The organism is Spirochaetota bacterium (assembly GCA_017999915.1).
GTDB lineage: Bacteria > Spirochaetota > UBA4802 > UBA4802 > UBA5550 > RBG-16-49-21.
Map to the genome: position 1 here is coordinate 1 of JAGNKX010000028.1, position 14,755 is coordinate 14,755.

Here is a 14,755-nt window from a genome sequence, read left to right on the forward strand (position 1 = left end):
AAAGCCCCGGCGTGTCCTTGAGCGCGCCGGTAAAGGCCCCCTTCGCGAAGCCGAATAACTGGCTCTCCAGGAGCGAGTCCGTCAAGGCGCAGCAGTTGACCGGTATGAACGGTCTTTCACGGCGCGTCCCGTTATAATGAAGGGCCCGGGCAATCAGCTCCTTCCCGGTCCCTGTTTCGCCGGTAACAAGCACGGTGGCCTTCGTATCCTTCACTTTATTTATCATTTTATAGACTTCAATCATCGGCTCGCTGTTGCCGATGATATTGTCAAAAGAATATTTTTCTTTCAGCTGTTCGCGCAGGAGGGCGTTGTCAATGACTATCCCTCTTTTTTCCATGACCCGGTTGATAATGATGCGTATTTCATCAAGGCTGAACGGTTTTACGATATAATCCTCTGCGCCGTTTTTCATGGCCTCAACGGCGGTATCAACGGACGCGTAGGCGGTAATGATGATGACGCTCGTATCCGGTGCCGCAGAGCGTAAGGACTGCAATACCTGCATGCCGCTAATTCCCGGTAACTTCAAGTCCGATATTACCAGCGCAAAGACATGTTCGCTCGCCTTCTCCAGGGCCTTTTCGCCGCTTTCCACTGCGGCCGGCCGATACCCTTCTTTTGCGGTAATCTGGCAGAGGGCGTCCCTGAGCCTCGCGTCATCTTCGACTATCAGTATGCTTTTATTCATATTACTTCTCCCCGGGGCTATCCTTCCTGTTTCACAACAGGCAATTCAATGGTAAAGGTCGTTCCCGTGTGTATGCCGCTTACTTCACCGTCCTCAACGGCGCTGCTGATAACGCGGATATTTCCTCCCGCTTTTCTTATCATTTCATAACTAATATAGAGTCCCAGCCCGGTTCTTTCACCGCTGGGTTTTGTGGAAAAGAACGGATCAAATATCTTTCCGATTATTGATTGTGGTATTCCCGCTCCGCTGTCCCGGATATCGATTTTTACCATATTCGTGATCGGGGTAAACCAGGTCTTGATCTTCAAGGTCCCTCCGCCTTTCATCGCTTCAACGGCATTGGTGAACATGTTCATGATCGCCTGGTGAACGATGCTCTCATTGCACAGCGCTTTGGGCAGTACTTCCTGGAAATTAACGGATACCGAAATGCCGTTTTCCCTGAAATATTTTTCGGTCATTTTAACCAGGCCCTTCAACACGTCATTTATGTCTACTTCCTGCAATTCTAGTGATGAGCGGCGGGAAAAGCTCATCAGGTTTTTTATAATCGAGCCGCACCGTGTAAGCTCTTCCACGGCTATACTCATTGATGATAGGTCGTCCGAGGGGTATTGTTCTCTCAGTTTTTCATGCAATAGCTGCGTATAGATGAGCGCGTTAGCAAGGGGATTGTTCAATTCGTGGGCGATGCCTGATGTTATCACCCCCATGGAAGATAGTTTTTCGTTCTGTAAAATCATCATCTCCAGCTCTTTTTCATGATCATACGATTTCTGAAGCATTTTAATCAGCATGTTCGCGGCAACATAGCCGATCCCGCCTGTGATTACAAAGCTTGCCACGATGAACAGCAGCAGGTACAGGCGCAGCGTATTCACCCTTGATAGAATTTCATCTGTATTCTGCTTAACGGTAAGGAGCCAGCCGTAACGATTAATGCTTTTTGTCGCTTGAAAATACCTGTTTCCTTTTTCGTCAATATATTCTCCAGATATTAATTCACCTTGTTTAAGCAATTTAACTTTGTCCGATATGCTCACCGCTCTTAACCGTGATCTCCCGGTCTTGTGATTTATGACACGGCCTTCCTTGTCTGTAAGAGTTAAATATCCGGTTTCACCAAAGCTTACATTGTTTAAATGATCATTTATCGTGCTGAAATCAATAATTCCGATCATTCTGTAGAGCGGTGTGTTTGATTTGTCGGTTATTGGCATAGAAAGCGCTATACAGTTGCCTTCATATGATCTGCTGGAACAGGGCAAAATACAATCGTTGATGTTATGGGCGGCTGTGTTATTCAAATCGGGCATATTATTGTCAATAGAATCTTTTTTTGACTCTATCCTGAATAATAAATCCCCCTGGTTGCCGTAAATTATTATAGCACGATAAACGCCGTAAGCCTCCATAATTCGCTGGAGTCTGTTATAAACGCTGTTATAGTTATACTTGTCCTCAAGGACCACTTTTCCCATCAGTCGCATGTCCGCTTCACGTTCGTTTATAAAACGGTTTATTACATGAGAATTGCCGTTAATGATAGTAGTAAAATGACTCGCGACATTTTCCCGAATTAATGTCTGGCCTTTAATATAGAAAATAATGCCAAGGCACAGCAGTGGCACGGTTGAAATTGTGACAAAAACAAGCAGTATGATCCATTTTAGGCGTTGCAGATTCATAATTATTATTACAAAATCAGCATGGTATATGTATCGTTGTAAACGATTAGAATATGAATGTCAAGGACTACTGTGATAATTTATCCGGCCGGGATCATCAATCGGCGGTGACGGGTGGAATTCCCTGATATTGTTTCCGCCGGGGGGTGTCGCCTCAACATCACGGCATGGTCATCAGGGCCTTCGACAGCATGGATGGGGTTATTGCTCAGGGCCTGAGCCATGGGATGGCGGTTCCGGGCGGCGATGATGATGGCGTCCATACGCCATATGGTATATAAAATATTTGACAATATGCGTTAGTGAAATTATTTTTTATGACATTGACGCAACCCCGAGGTGGTTTCTGAAATCGAATTGAAGCAGCAATGCTCATTTCAAGGAGGATCGAAATGGATTTTAATCTCAACGCGGTTTCTTTCCTGCATGAAAAAAACGCCACGTCCCTGGATCCGGAACGAATCTATGATGTTGTCATCATCGGCGGCGGCCCTGCGGGTTTGACCGCCGCAGTCTATTGCATGCGCAAGGGTGCTGATACCGCCATTATCGTCAAGCAGGTGGGGGGGCAGGTGTCGGAGACCTCCGCCATTGAAAACTACATGGGCTATCGCCACATAAACGGCGTGGATCTTGTGGATAAGTTCCGGGAGCAGGTGCAGTACTTTACCATCGGCTATGATGAAGGGGCAGGAGTGGCATCGATCGAGGATGGGCCGATAAAAACAATCACGCTCGATGACGCGCGAAGCTTCAGGGGGAGGACTCTGATCATCGCTTCCGGCAAGTCATGGAGAAAGCTGGGGGTTCCCGGAGAGCGGAAGCTGACCGGCCGCGGAGTCGCCTACTGCACGATATGCGATGCACCGCTCTTCGCGGGGAAGAGGGTCGTGGTCGTGGGCGGTGGAAACTCCGGAGTGGAGGCCGCGATCGATCTTGCCGCCATCGCGGGGGAAGTCATCCTGGTCCAGAACCTTGACCGGCTGACCGCGGATACGATACTTACAGACAAGCTGGCCGCGTTCGGCAACGTCCGCTTTATGTATACAAGCCTGGTGAGGGAAATAATGGGAGAAAACGCCGTGACATCGGTGCTTCTTGAAAATACGGCGACCGGTGAGGTTATGGAAGTAGCCGCTGAGGGGATATTCATAGAAATAGGTCTTGAGCCGAACAGCGGTTTTGCCAGGGATATCGTTGAAATGAATGATGCCGGCGAGATAGTGGTGGACTGTGCGTGCAGGACAAGCAGAGCCGGCGTCTTTGCCGCGGGTGATGTCACCACGGTGCCGTACAAGCAGATCATAATAGCGGGAGGGGAGGGGGCGAAGGCGGCCCTTTCCGCATGCGACTATCTTAAAAAAACCGAATAAGGAGGCGCGCCATGGCTCTCTTTAACGACAAGGTCCGGAAGCAATTAAAGGATATACTCGACACCATGAAGGATGAGGTGCGTCTTCTCTATTTCACGCAGGGGATTGAATGCCAGGTTTGCAGCGATACGCGGAAGTTCGTGGAGGAAATCGGCTCCCTTGGCGGCAGGCTCACATTCGCAATCCATGATTTGGTCGCCGACGGCGCGCTGGCGGCGCGCTATGGAATTGACAAGATACCGGCAATTGTCCTGCTTGACGCAGGGGATAACGACCGGGGCATCAGGTTTTTCGGCCTTCCCGGCGGATACGAAATTAACTCCTTCATCGGCGCGATAATCGAGTTGTCCGGCGCCAGGGAGCCCCTCCCGGATGAAATCGCCCGGCGGGTGAAAGCGGTATCGAAGGATGTCCACATCCAGGTCTTCGTGAACCTCACCTGTCCGGTATGCCCATCGGCCGTGGCGACCGCCCACAGGCTGGCGATGGAGAGCGACAGGATCAGGGCCGACATGATAGATGCGAATGCCTTCATGCCCCTGGCGATAAAGCATCATGTAACCGGCGTGCCGAAGATTATTTTCAACGATAAACTCGAGCTCGTGGGAGCCCATCCCATGACGGCGTTTCTCGATACGATTGAAAAGCTCTGATGTCTCGTGTCATAATTCTTCTTGGTATCGGGCAGAAGTGAGCGGGAGAAACGGAAGACCGGCAGGCTCTGGAATTCAAAATTGATTTCCGGCAAAGCGCCGGCTGGTTCAGGACATGAAGATGAAAAGGCGGGGCCGCTTAAGAGTGCCCTTGTCCCGGGTACCGGGATATCCGTCAGGGTCGCGGTGCTGGTGTCGTCTGCGTTGCCGGGAAAGGTGATGCTGCCCCGGTTGTTCGCGTCGTCGGCGGCAACCGCGACACGATTGCTCGTTTTGCAACGAGTTTATTGATGATCAGAGGGTACCGCTTTTCATGCGCAGTGAGCGTGCGGGATCGGTTGCGGCGCCTATCTTTACGGCGTACGATGTCTTTGCTTCGATATCCTCGTCAGTTATGATATGGACATCGAGCAATCCCCCTGTTCTATACCCGGTTTTAAGGAAGTTCATCTCTGAAAGGCTCATACTCCATCCCTCCAGCCAGAGCAGGAGGTCTTCTCGCTGCTCCGGGGAGCCCTTGAAATGGATCAGAAGGTCAATGTCACTGCCCGGGCCTGCAGTCCCGTTAACCGTCGATCCTATGACGTACATTGACTTCACGCCAAAACGTGAGGGTTGAATCTGCGCGGCAATCTCTTCCGCCATATGCATCCGCCACCTCCAGAAATCGTCGGACTGCGGCTCGGCATCTTTCGGCTCTCTCACACCGGCGTCCTCCCGGGTGCTTGTCTCATTAATAAAGGCCAGGGCCTTACCTATATCGGCGTTGAGAAGAATTTTCAGCACCTGCCCGCCGGTTCGTTTGGGGACGTCAATAACCCGAATTACGTCCGAAAGGTGTTCGTATTCCGGCAGTATGTCCGGGAGCATGTTCTCGGAACTGGCAAAAAACAGCTCGTTGTATGTTATATCCTTTTCTTCGGGATAAAGAGGTATGTACCGGATCCCGGTTTCGACTAGGTCCTGGAAAAAGTGGGTGCCGAATGAAAGCTCGGGCGAGTAGCCTCCCTTGTTGGTCGAAATCTCGATAAGCGCGGCTGTATTGCAAATGTCGGCATAGGTTACCTGTACGCCGAGCTTGATATCGCCCCTGCTGCCCCATCGGCCGGGTCCCATGAGTATAAATTGTTTTTTAGGCAATATCATGTTGAGCCTGCCCACTACGCGCCCCACTTCCACAAGGGCCGTGCGGCTAGCAAGCGTCCCGTACCTGGACGGGTTTATCCATACAATATGCGTGATGTCCCTGATTTTTCCGTTTGAAATAAACCGGTCGGCAGTGAAAATGATTCTATCCTTCGGTATATCATGCGGGATGGGGCTCGGCGCAATGTCGCTTGTGGAATTTTGCGGCCTGCACTGGAGCAGGTAGAAATTGGACCCGTCACAGGCAAACTCTATGTCCACCGGCATGCCGAACCCCGCCTGCAATTCCTTGATGATGGAATGGACCTGTTTCACGAACGGCGTGCGGGATATGATGCCTTCGAATGTCGCGACGAGGTCGTCTTTCTTGAAGTTCAGCTCAAACCGTGAAGCCTGGTGTATGCTGCCGTCCCCGTCCCTGTATACCGATACAATCTGGTGGACCGCGGGTATATCGTCTCCGGCTGCCTTTAATAGCTCTGCCAGCGGCAGCGTTTCGAAGCAGTTCTTTTCCAGGTTTATTACATCGACGTATGACGGCGAATAATGGCGGATTTCGTCGGGATTGATGTTCACTCTCAGAGCCGGCTGACCGGGCGAAATCATGACGGGGTAATCATTGCTCACCCGGTCGACGGCGCGCGTGCCGAGGCCCGGCACAAGGCGTATCAGGCCGTCCTCACGTTTTAGCCTGGGGGACCATCTGAATTCGTTGTTGCTGAAGGCTATGCCTGCAAACGCGGGCATGAAATAGTCGCCGACCCTTGTTCCTACAACCTCCTGTATCATTATGCCCATTTCCTCATTCAGGTCTATAAGCCCCCTCTCCGCCCGGTAAATCACCGGGTCGGGAGCGTAGAGCGAGGCGTACACCTCGGCAATGGCGTCAAGGAGCGCGTTGAACCGCGTTTCCCTGTCCCCCTGGTTTGCCAGAAAGAGGCTCTTGTATTTGCCGGAAAATGCGGTGCCTATCCTGTCCTCCAGGAGGCTTGAGCTGCGGACAATAATCGGTTTTCCCTGAAATTCGTCCAGGGCGACCATGAGTCCTTTCCTGATCTCGGTAGGGAACTGCGCGTTTTTAAAAAGCTGTATGATAGTGGGGTATTCAATGCGTATTTGCTCAGGGTCCTTGTACTTCAATTCCTTAAGCTCTTCGAGGTCATTGTAGCGAAGGAATTCAGCAAGCGAATCGGCGGTTACATACCAGGTTGCGGGGGTGCGTATGTTGCTGAAGAATTCATTGTTCTCCTTAGCCTTGAGAAGTATGTGTTTTGCGATAAAAAGGCCCGCGGTTTTCCCGCCCAGCTTCCCGTTGCTCCCCGCATGGTGGATTATTCTTGTTGTAAGCTCAAAGAAATCATTAATATCGAGGTGCTGTTTCGCGATATTGATGTAATCGGTGCTGTCGGAGAAAAACCTGCGTATAAGCGACACGCGCAGCCACTGTTCGGTTGATGGGGCCAGTGACGAGTCTTTGTCCGTCATCGTTTTATAACGCTGTATTGCATCGATGATTTCGCTAAGCCTGGCGTTCCCCGAACCGATCGTTTTCGCCAGGAAACCTGTCTTGCTTTCATTGATCCATTTCTGTATGCAGGACATTATGTCATGCTCACTCAGGCACCTTGAAGCGACCTGAAAAACATGGTTGTTTGTCTCAAGCAAGTGGTTCCGTGATTGCTTGTAGCTGGGGCTGTTTGTTTCAGTCCGGCTCTCTGCGCCATTGAGAGTATCATCAAAGCTGTACCTGTCAAGGTGCAGGTTCGGGTCCTTGACGCCTTTCCAGAACAGGTGGTAAATCATTTTGCGCGCGATATGGTGGTAGAGGTTTTCGTCGGTCCTGCGCAGCAGTTCCGTGATGACCATCCATTCGGGGCTGGATTTTTCCGTAAAGCCCCTGCCGGCGATTGTAAATTCACGGAGGAGTTCTTCGAGTTCCCGGTGGGAGGCCGTCTGGCCGATACGGTCGGCTATGGTGGCGATCAGTTGACGTTCTTTCTCAAGAAAATAGCCGTCTTCGGAAGGCGGCACCTCCTCGGTATATGATACTTCGACAAAACCGACCGATTTCTCCGCCACCCTGATTTCGGCCTTGTCCGACCATGCGGTGGTTTTGTAATCATTTTTTTTATACTCGGTATCCCTGAAAAGGATCCGTGACTGGCAGATTTTGGGGTACTGCCATCCGGAGGGAATAACGGCGATAATGGCCGTGAACATATCGGGGAGCGAACTGTCGGACCGGGAAAGGATCTCCTCGACCTGATACAGACAGTTCAGCTCATTGGCGCGTTCGCGCAAGGTGTTGATAATCTGGTTGTTTTGCTGATTTGAATCAGTCATTGATTATAACCTTATCGGACGCATCGTGATCTCCCCTGGGCCCTCCGCGGTATGTCCTACACCCATCCCCTTGCCTTGACGGCTTTGGCGACCCTGTCGATGGCTATTAAATAAGCGGCATCCCGCATGTAGAGTTTTTTGCTGCGTGCGAGTTCACTCACGGCAAGGAACGCCGATGTCATTTTAGCGTCAAGTTTGTCAAGGACCTCCTGTTTTTCCCAGAAATAGTTCATGTTGCACTGGACCTGTTCGAAATAACTGCATGTTACTCCGCCAGCATTGGCCAGGAAGTCGGGAACCACGAAAATATTCCTGCTCTTGATCACCTCGTCGGCTTCCGGGGTTGTGGGCCCGTTCGCACCCTCCGCGATGAATTTGACGCGGGAGTGAATTTTTCCCACGGTGTCCTTGTTGATCTGGTTTTCCAGCGCGCAGGGGAGAAGAATATCCACTTCCTGCTCGATCCATGCGTCTCCCTGTAGCTGTTCGTACCCCAGGTCGTGCGCCTTGTTTTTGTCAATTCCGCCGAATTTGTCAGTAATGTCCAACAGCTCTTTAACGTTGACCCCGCTCTTTTTTCTGTAGGTGTAAGACTTCTTGTCCGCCTGGTCCCAGCAGGATACACAGACGATCTTTCCGCCAAGGCGCCCATAGAGCTCTGCCGCATACCGCGCTACGTTGCCGAATCCCTGCATGCTTGCCGTTGTGCTGGCCGGATCAATGTCATGCTCGCGCAGCGCTTCCCTGAGTGAAAAAATCACGCCGTATCCGGTCGCTTCGGTGCGGCCCAGCGATCCGCCCATACCAAGGGGCTTGCCTGTTATGAAGCCGGGGTATTTCCCGCCGTGCAGCACCTCGAATTCGTCAAGCATCCACAGCATGTGCTGGGCATTGGTCATGACATCAGGCGCAGGGACATCGAGGACGGGCCCGATATTCCGCGCGATCTGGCGTATCCAGCCGCGGCATATCTGTTCCTGCTCGCGGGCGCTGAGATGGTGCGGGTCGCATACGACCCCGCCTTTGCCGCCGCCCAGCGGTATGTCTACCACCGAGCATTTCCATGTCATCCACATTGAAAGCGCGCGCACGGTATCGGCCGTCTCGAGCGGGTGGAAACGGATTCCGCCCTTTGCCGGGCCGCGGGCGTCGTTGTGCATTATCCTGAATCCCTTGAATATCTTTATGCTGCCATCGTCCATGTGGACCGGGATCGTGAACTGGTATTCCCTCATGGGCTGTCGTAAGAGCTCTTTTACCCCGTCCTCCAGTTCAAGCATCGCCGCAACGCTGTCAAACTGGTTCTGTGCCACTTGAAACGGGTTGTAGGATTTTGACTCCATATACAATTCTCCTTAATAATAATAATAATTTATTGTATCTTATAAATAACCATACGGGTGTATAATTCACATCGGGATCAGTCATTTCCGCGACATGGGTTTTATACCTGAAGCTCTGTGCCTCCACATGGCTTACCGTGCTGGAATACAATCCTTTTCCGGAGGGACGCTGACGGATATATCCATCAGAGATCTTTCAGGTCATGCCATCCCTTCATGGATCCTGGCGCCCTCCCTGACGCGTCGCTCGCCCCGCCGGAGAATGACGCGGGCGCGGTTGCTGCAGCCTTCGCCGTCGGGCGGCTCTTTCGGGTGGCGCGACGGCAATATCCGGGGAAGGCTATCTTCGAGGTGGTTGCCGGCGGACTTTACAATGTTCCTCGAAAAGCATAATGAGAAAAATTTATCCCTGGGCCATGTCGAAATAATCCGTGTCAGCAAGGAGATGGAAATGCATACCCGGAAATATTTCAATGAAAAAAAATTTTTATTGAAAATAATAGTGGGGTCGATTCCCGATCAATGCGCCGGCATCAGCCGCGAGAAGAAAAGGAGCTTCCGGACAATCTCCCGCGCATGCAGCGTGGCGTTATTTTTTCAATATCATGCTGTGCCGGGCCCGATATCGTCAAGTCCTTCTGCGCCAGCCGGGCAAAGCCGAGGATGCCGGAGAGGGGCTCGTTTATCTCGTGTGCAATGCCAGCGGCAAGCTGGCCGATCGTCGCGAGCCGGTCGGCGTGGCGGAGCTGTTTGTTGATACCGTGAATCCAGCAGATCACCAGGATATGGCATGTGTTGGAACGACACCGTATGTGGTATGACGGGAAATAGTTACGAGCCCGAATTCCCGGATTGACTTGAAATATTTCAATGGGACAGCATGGGTGGCGGCCGGTTCCGCTCTTAATGTCGGATCAGATTCCCTTGTATCACATCCACGCATTGCTTCGGATTGAACCATGGTGTACGTGACATGGCGGGAACATGATCAGGACTTCAATGAGCATGTTTATGTGAAACGCTGGGTGAAGTAACGATGTAAAAGAGGACCGGAACATAATAATCGCTGTAGCAGGTTTTCAGGGAAGGGGGGACACAAGTTAAGAAAGATGTCGCTGGCGTCCGCTATATTACTAGTAATATAGCGGACGTAAACCCGGCATCCGGGATAAAAATAAATAGAGGCGAGGCCGCCTATCCCCGCCTTTTCCGCGTTCTGGCATGCAGGTGAGACGTGACTTAAGCTGCTGGACAATTCTTTGCTGAATGTTATAATTTGTAACAGGAATGACCCATGATATAGTGCTACATATATTCACATTCTCAATTATTGCAGAAAACCACTTGTGTTTTTTTTGTTATTTTCATACATTTAAATGTGGAATGTCATGAAGGAAGATAAACGTAACAAACGGTCCCGGGCCTTTCTTGTGGAAACCCTTCTTGAATTGCTTGAGGAGAAGGAGTATGCTGATATCAGCATCAAGGAATTGACCGAAAAAGCAGGTATCGCGCGCCAGACTTTCTACCGGAATTATCAAAGCATGGATGATATTTTGCTGCGGCAGATGGATGAAATATTCGACGAGTATTTTGAAACCGTGAAAATTACGCTCGGGGGTGACGGGGGAGAAATCAATGCCATGATGAAAAAATTATTTTATATCTGGCAGCGAAACGAACCCGTGTTTATCGCGCTGCAAAAGGCCAATCTTGCATACAGGACCCTTGAACGTTTTTCATTTTATGTTTCTCTTATTCAAAGACAGATTGAGGACAAGGCCGCGATCGATGATGCTATCAACAGGTATCTGGCATGCTTCATCGCGGGGGGGACCTTCATGGCGCTGAACACCTGGTTCCAGGAGCACATGCATGAGTCGATTGACGAATTGGGCGGTCTTTTTGAAAAAATAATGAAATTCCTTATCGCAACGATACGGGAATATCAGGGAACTGTAAAGTAGATTCCGTAACTTTAATCGTCATTCCCTTATAGCTGATTCCTGCATTGTAATTTCACCATTTTTTGTTAGAACATTGATAGAGGTATGGAACGTTCCTGCCTGATTTGTTGCATAAAATCGGACAGCCGGCCACGATGATGTATATTCGTTTGATATATAAACGTATTATTATATCTTTATATATATGAAGACTGCACCGGAACAACTTGCACAGGTTTATAAGACGCTCGGCGAAAAAAACAGGCTGAAGATTATAAAGATACTTTCCTCGCAAATGGAGGACGCCATCTGTGTAAACGATGTTTCCAGGATGCTGGGGATTTCGCAGCCTTCCGCGTCGCAGCATTTGAAAATACTGAAAATTATGGATTTAATCAAGGAAAGCAAGGAAGGCTCCCATGTCTACTATACGCTCAATTTAAGCAAAATGTATGAATATAAAAAGCTGATTGATGACACGTTCATCAAGGCGTTCAATAAATGTCTCTATGATTTTAAATGCAGCGAGTGCCCCGTGGGGGCAACCTGCTTGTAGATCTTCCTGAAAGGTGGTAATTATGGAACACAAAAAAATCATCATTATCGGCGGCGGCATCGCGGGGATTTCCTGCGCGCTTAAACTCAAGGAAGCGGGTGAGGATTTTCTCCTGGTAACTGAACGTCTCGGGGGGAGGATCTATTATTCCGACGAGGAGAAGGTCAATTACGGAGCTTACTTTGTCATGGACAACTACCGCCATGTTAAAAAAATATTGAAAAAGACGACTGGACTCAGTAAAATCAACGCACAGTTTCACAACAGCGAAGACGACTGTTTCACGCTGATCAGCCTTAAAACACTCCGCCTGATACCGCAGTTGCTGCGCTTTGCTTTCGCGATGATTATATTTGCGATTCATTTCGAAAAATATAAAAAGAGCTGCGAGAGCATGCCGGTGAGGGAGGCCCTTGAGCTGGACCCGTACATGCGCCATATTTTTGATACGCCCGCGTCGGACTTCATCGCCCGGCACGGATTCGGCGATGCTAACAGGGAATTTTTTTCAAAGTTTTCCTACGCGTGCACCGCGGTGCCTGCGGAAAAAATCAATGCCCTTGATTATCTTACCCTGAGCATGGGGCTTCTCCTGCCCATCCATCGGTTTGTATTCGACAATGCGGGCATGGCCGGGAAATTCAATAAGGAGCTGGTTGTCGATTCGGTCACGGGAATCACGCAAAAAAAAGATCTTTATACCCTGACGACAAAGTCAGGCAGGAAATTCAGCTGCGATTACGCCGTGGTCGCCACAGAGGGATCGGTCACGAAGAAGCTTTTGCACCTGCCGTTCGTTAGAAAGTCGTACCTCCTGCAGGTGTATCATGTCAGGGGAGCTCTTAAAGAAAAATACGCCCGCTATACCATGAACCTCTTTGCCGAAAAATCGAAGATCATCGCCATCACCATGCAGGACGACCGTTCCTATCTGGTCTTTGCTTCTACAAAAGATAGTCGGTATCTCGATGCGTGTTTCAAGTCGTACGAGATCATCGGTTCCGTCACCTGGGAGAAGGCCCTCTATACCGAAGGGAAAGAAATCGTGGACGAACAATTCCCTGCGTTCGGCAAGAACCTCTATATCGCAGGGGAACACAATTGCGTCGGTATGGAGCCGAGCGCCATATCGGGGATTTTCGCCGCCAACAGGATACTCTCATCCGTCCGCTCCGTGGGAAATCCCGGGACCGCGGAAGACAGGTAGGAAATACCCGGACTATTACCGCTCGAAGGAGGTCGCGCAATGAATCGCAAGTTAAAAATAACGCTCGTTGTACTGGCTGCCCTGGCCGCTACAGGGCTCATTACCCTGGCGCTGCTTGTCAATTACGGTTCAAGGTATTTCGCGCCGGAGGAGCTCGAACAGGCGCCGCTGCCCGGCGACAGCCTGCTGCTTGAAAGGGACAAACAGCTGAAGCAGACCCTGGTAATCATAATCGACGCGCCGCCGGAAAAGGTGTGGCCCTACCTTGCGCAGATGGGACAGAAGCGCGCCGGTTTTTACAGCTTTGAATGGCTTGAACGCCTTTTCGGATTTGATATACGCAACACCTACGTGATCAGGAACGAATGGCAGGACATAAGGCCGGGCCAGTGGATGTTCTATCATCAGAACGGGATCGGCTCCGAAGTTAAGGAAGTTGCCAGGGGTGAATATTTCACCATGCTGTCCGATTCGCGCAAGCAGCCCAGTCATGATATCGCATTTGCCCTGAACCCCATACCGGGCGGGGAATTCGCGTGGACCTGGAACTTCATACTGCAAGAAGCGCCTGGAGGCAAGACCCGGTTGATCGAGAGGTGCGCGGCGCACTTCAAGCCGGACAACTTTTGCGTCAGGCAATTGGTGAAACTTTTCCTCGGCGTTCCCTCTATTGTGATGTGTACCAATCAGATGGAGGTGCTGAAGGCGCTTGCTGAGGGAAAGAAGGTGGAATGAAAAATCACATTGGAAAAGAGGTGGCATGGCATGAAACCATCAACTGTTGAAAAAACCCCGGCGTATAAAACAAATCTCTGGGTACCGAAAAAAAACGGACTTGGCATCAAGAACTGGCTTATTAATCACACCAGCGCACATTCTTACAGTTGGAAATTCTATCTTGGTGTGTTCAGGGGGATACTCAAAGGCAGCAGGATGATGAAATATCCGGTGCTGGGAAAGATATACAAGACCCTGATGATGTTCGGCAACGAGAACAGGCATACTTCGGCAACGGTCTATAATCTGAATGTCGATGTTTCGGATAAGGCAAAATCCTCTGTCATCCCCATGGACCTTGTGAAGGACGCCATAAAACAGGCGGGCTATATTGCATCCATGAAAACATGTCTCTGCCGCGATGCCCAGAACTGCAAGGATTATCCGAAAGACGTGTGCTGCCTCTTTTTAAGCAAAAGCGGAAAACGTGTTGTCTCGCACGATATTGCATATGAGATCTCAAAAGAAGATGCCCTGAAAAGAGTGGACCAGGCGGCGAAACTCGGGCTTATATGCCAGTCCCTGTGGGTTGAGGTTGAGCAGCTCATCTGGGGTTTTGCCAATGATGAAATGGAGCACTTCGTGGAGATTTGCTTCTGCTGTCCGTGCTGCTGCGTGGGCTTCAACCTTTCCAGGAATGCATCCAGGGAAATCAAGGAGAGATTCCGTCCCACAGGCTGGACCGCGATTGTTGACAAGGATGCGTGCACCGGGTGCGGCGAGTGCTGCCCCCCGGGGCTCTGCCCCCAGGATGCCATATCCATGGTGGATGGCAAAGCCGAGGTTGTTCAGGATTACTGCGTCGGCTGCGGAATATGCAAATCCAGGTGTTCGTTTGATGCGATTAAAATTCGTCAGACAAAACCGATGCTCGGGAGCATGAAAGAATACTTCCTGAAAGAAGGCGGACTTGACCTGAAATTCAAGTGAAAAACCGGATGGCGTGCCGTCAGGTATGTTGCGTACGTGATTGCCGGTATGCGCGTTCAGCGGTCATTATCACGGCGGGATGTGAAATATTTCCTGCCG

Annotated in this window: 13 protein-coding genes; 7 read left to right on the plus strand and 6 right to left on the minus strand. The window is 50.5% G+C overall.

Annotated features, from left to right (window positions below; translation table 11 throughout):
• A partial coding sequence (locus KA369_24125) for a sigma-54-dependent Fis family transcriptional regulator (protein ID MBP7739078.1) occupies positions 1 to 691 on the minus strand: 691 nt, incomplete at its 3' end.
• 17 nt (positions 692 to 708) lie between these two features.
• Positions 709 to 2,382 (minus strand): Cache 3/Cache 2 fusion domain-containing protein, encoded by a 1,674-nt coding sequence (locus KA369_24130; GenBank protein ID MBP7739079.1) that lies wholly within the window; start codon positions 2,380 to 2,382, stop codon positions 709 to 711.
• 392 nt (positions 2,383 to 2,774) lie between these two features.
• Here KA369_24130 and KA369_24135 point away from each other — a divergent pair, with 392 nt between their 5' ends.
• Complete coding sequence (locus KA369_24135; GenBank protein ID MBP7739080.1) at positions 2,775 to 3,755, plus strand: FAD-dependent oxidoreductase; 981 nt, start codon at positions 2,775 to 2,777, stop codon at positions 3,753 to 3,755.
• A gap of 11 nt (positions 3,756 to 3,766) precedes the next feature.
• The gene (locus tag KA369_24140) at positions 3,767 to 4,408 is read left to right on the plus strand and encodes a thioredoxin family protein (protein ID MBP7739081.1); all 642 of its coding nucleotides are present in this window, start codon (positions 3,767 to 3,769) and stop codon (positions 4,406 to 4,408) included.
• Positions 4,409 to 4,702: 294 nt separating this feature from the next.
• Here the strand turns inward: KA369_24140 and KA369_24145 are convergent, their stop codons facing one another.
• From KA369_24145 to KA369_24160, 4 genes are all read right to left on the minus strand, one after another.
• A complete protein-coding gene (locus tag KA369_24145) occupies positions 4,703 to 7,897 on the minus strand; it encodes a nucleotidyltransferase domain-containing protein (GenBank protein MBP7739082.1) in 3,195 nt (1,064 codons plus the stop codon).
• Positions 7,898 to 7,953: 56 nt separating this feature from the next.
• Complete coding sequence (locus KA369_24150) at positions 7,954 to 9,240, minus strand: Glu/Leu/Phe/Val dehydrogenase (protein MBP7739083.1); 1,287 nt, start codon at positions 9,238 to 9,240, stop codon at positions 7,954 to 7,956.
• A gap of 201 nt (positions 9,241 to 9,441) precedes the next feature.
• Positions 9,442 to 9,681, minus strand: a complete 240-nt coding sequence (locus tag KA369_24155) for a hypothetical protein (protein ID MBP7739084.1) — start codon at positions 9,679 to 9,681, stop codon at positions 9,442 to 9,444.
• Between the two features lie 92 nt (positions 9,682 to 9,773).
• Positions 9,774 to 10,148, minus strand: a complete 375-nt coding sequence (locus KA369_24160) for a hypothetical protein (protein ID MBP7739085.1) — start codon at positions 10,146 to 10,148, stop codon at positions 9,774 to 9,776.
• Between the two features lie 480 nt (positions 10,149 to 10,628).
• Between KA369_24160 and KA369_24165 the strand changes: the two genes are divergently transcribed.
• The 5 genes from KA369_24165 (at position 10,629) to KA369_24185 (ending at position 14,656) form a co-directional block, all read left to right on the plus strand.
• The gene (locus KA369_24165; GenBank protein MBP7739086.1) at positions 10,629 to 11,207 is read left to right on the plus strand and encodes a TetR/AcrR family transcriptional regulator; all 579 of its coding nucleotides are present in this window, start codon (positions 10,629 to 10,631) and stop codon (positions 11,205 to 11,207) included.
• A gap of 184 nt (positions 11,208 to 11,391) precedes the next feature.
• Positions 11,392 to 11,742, plus strand: coding sequence for a winged helix-turn-helix transcriptional regulator (locus KA369_24170; GenBank protein MBP7739087.1), 351 nt, complete (start codon positions 11,392 to 11,394; stop codon positions 11,740 to 11,742).
• 22 nt (positions 11,743 to 11,764) lie between these two features.
• On the plus strand, positions 11,765 to 12,949 hold the full coding sequence (locus KA369_24175) for an NAD(P)-binding protein (GenBank protein MBP7739088.1): 1,185 nt from the start codon (positions 11,765 to 11,767) through the stop codon (positions 12,947 to 12,949).
• A gap of 39 nt (positions 12,950 to 12,988) precedes the next feature.
• Positions 12,989 to 13,684, plus strand: a complete 696-nt coding sequence (locus KA369_24180; protein ID MBP7739089.1) for an SRPBCC family protein — start codon at positions 12,989 to 12,991, stop codon at positions 13,682 to 13,684.
• A gap of 30 nt (positions 13,685 to 13,714) precedes the next feature.
• Positions 13,715 to 14,656 carry a 4Fe-4S binding protein gene (locus tag KA369_24185; protein MBP7739090.1) on the plus strand — a complete coding sequence of 314 codons (942 nt, stop codon included), beginning with the start codon at positions 13,715 to 13,717 and terminating at the stop codon, positions 14,654 to 14,656.
• The last annotated feature ends 99 nt before the right edge of the window (positions 14,657 to 14,755 follow it).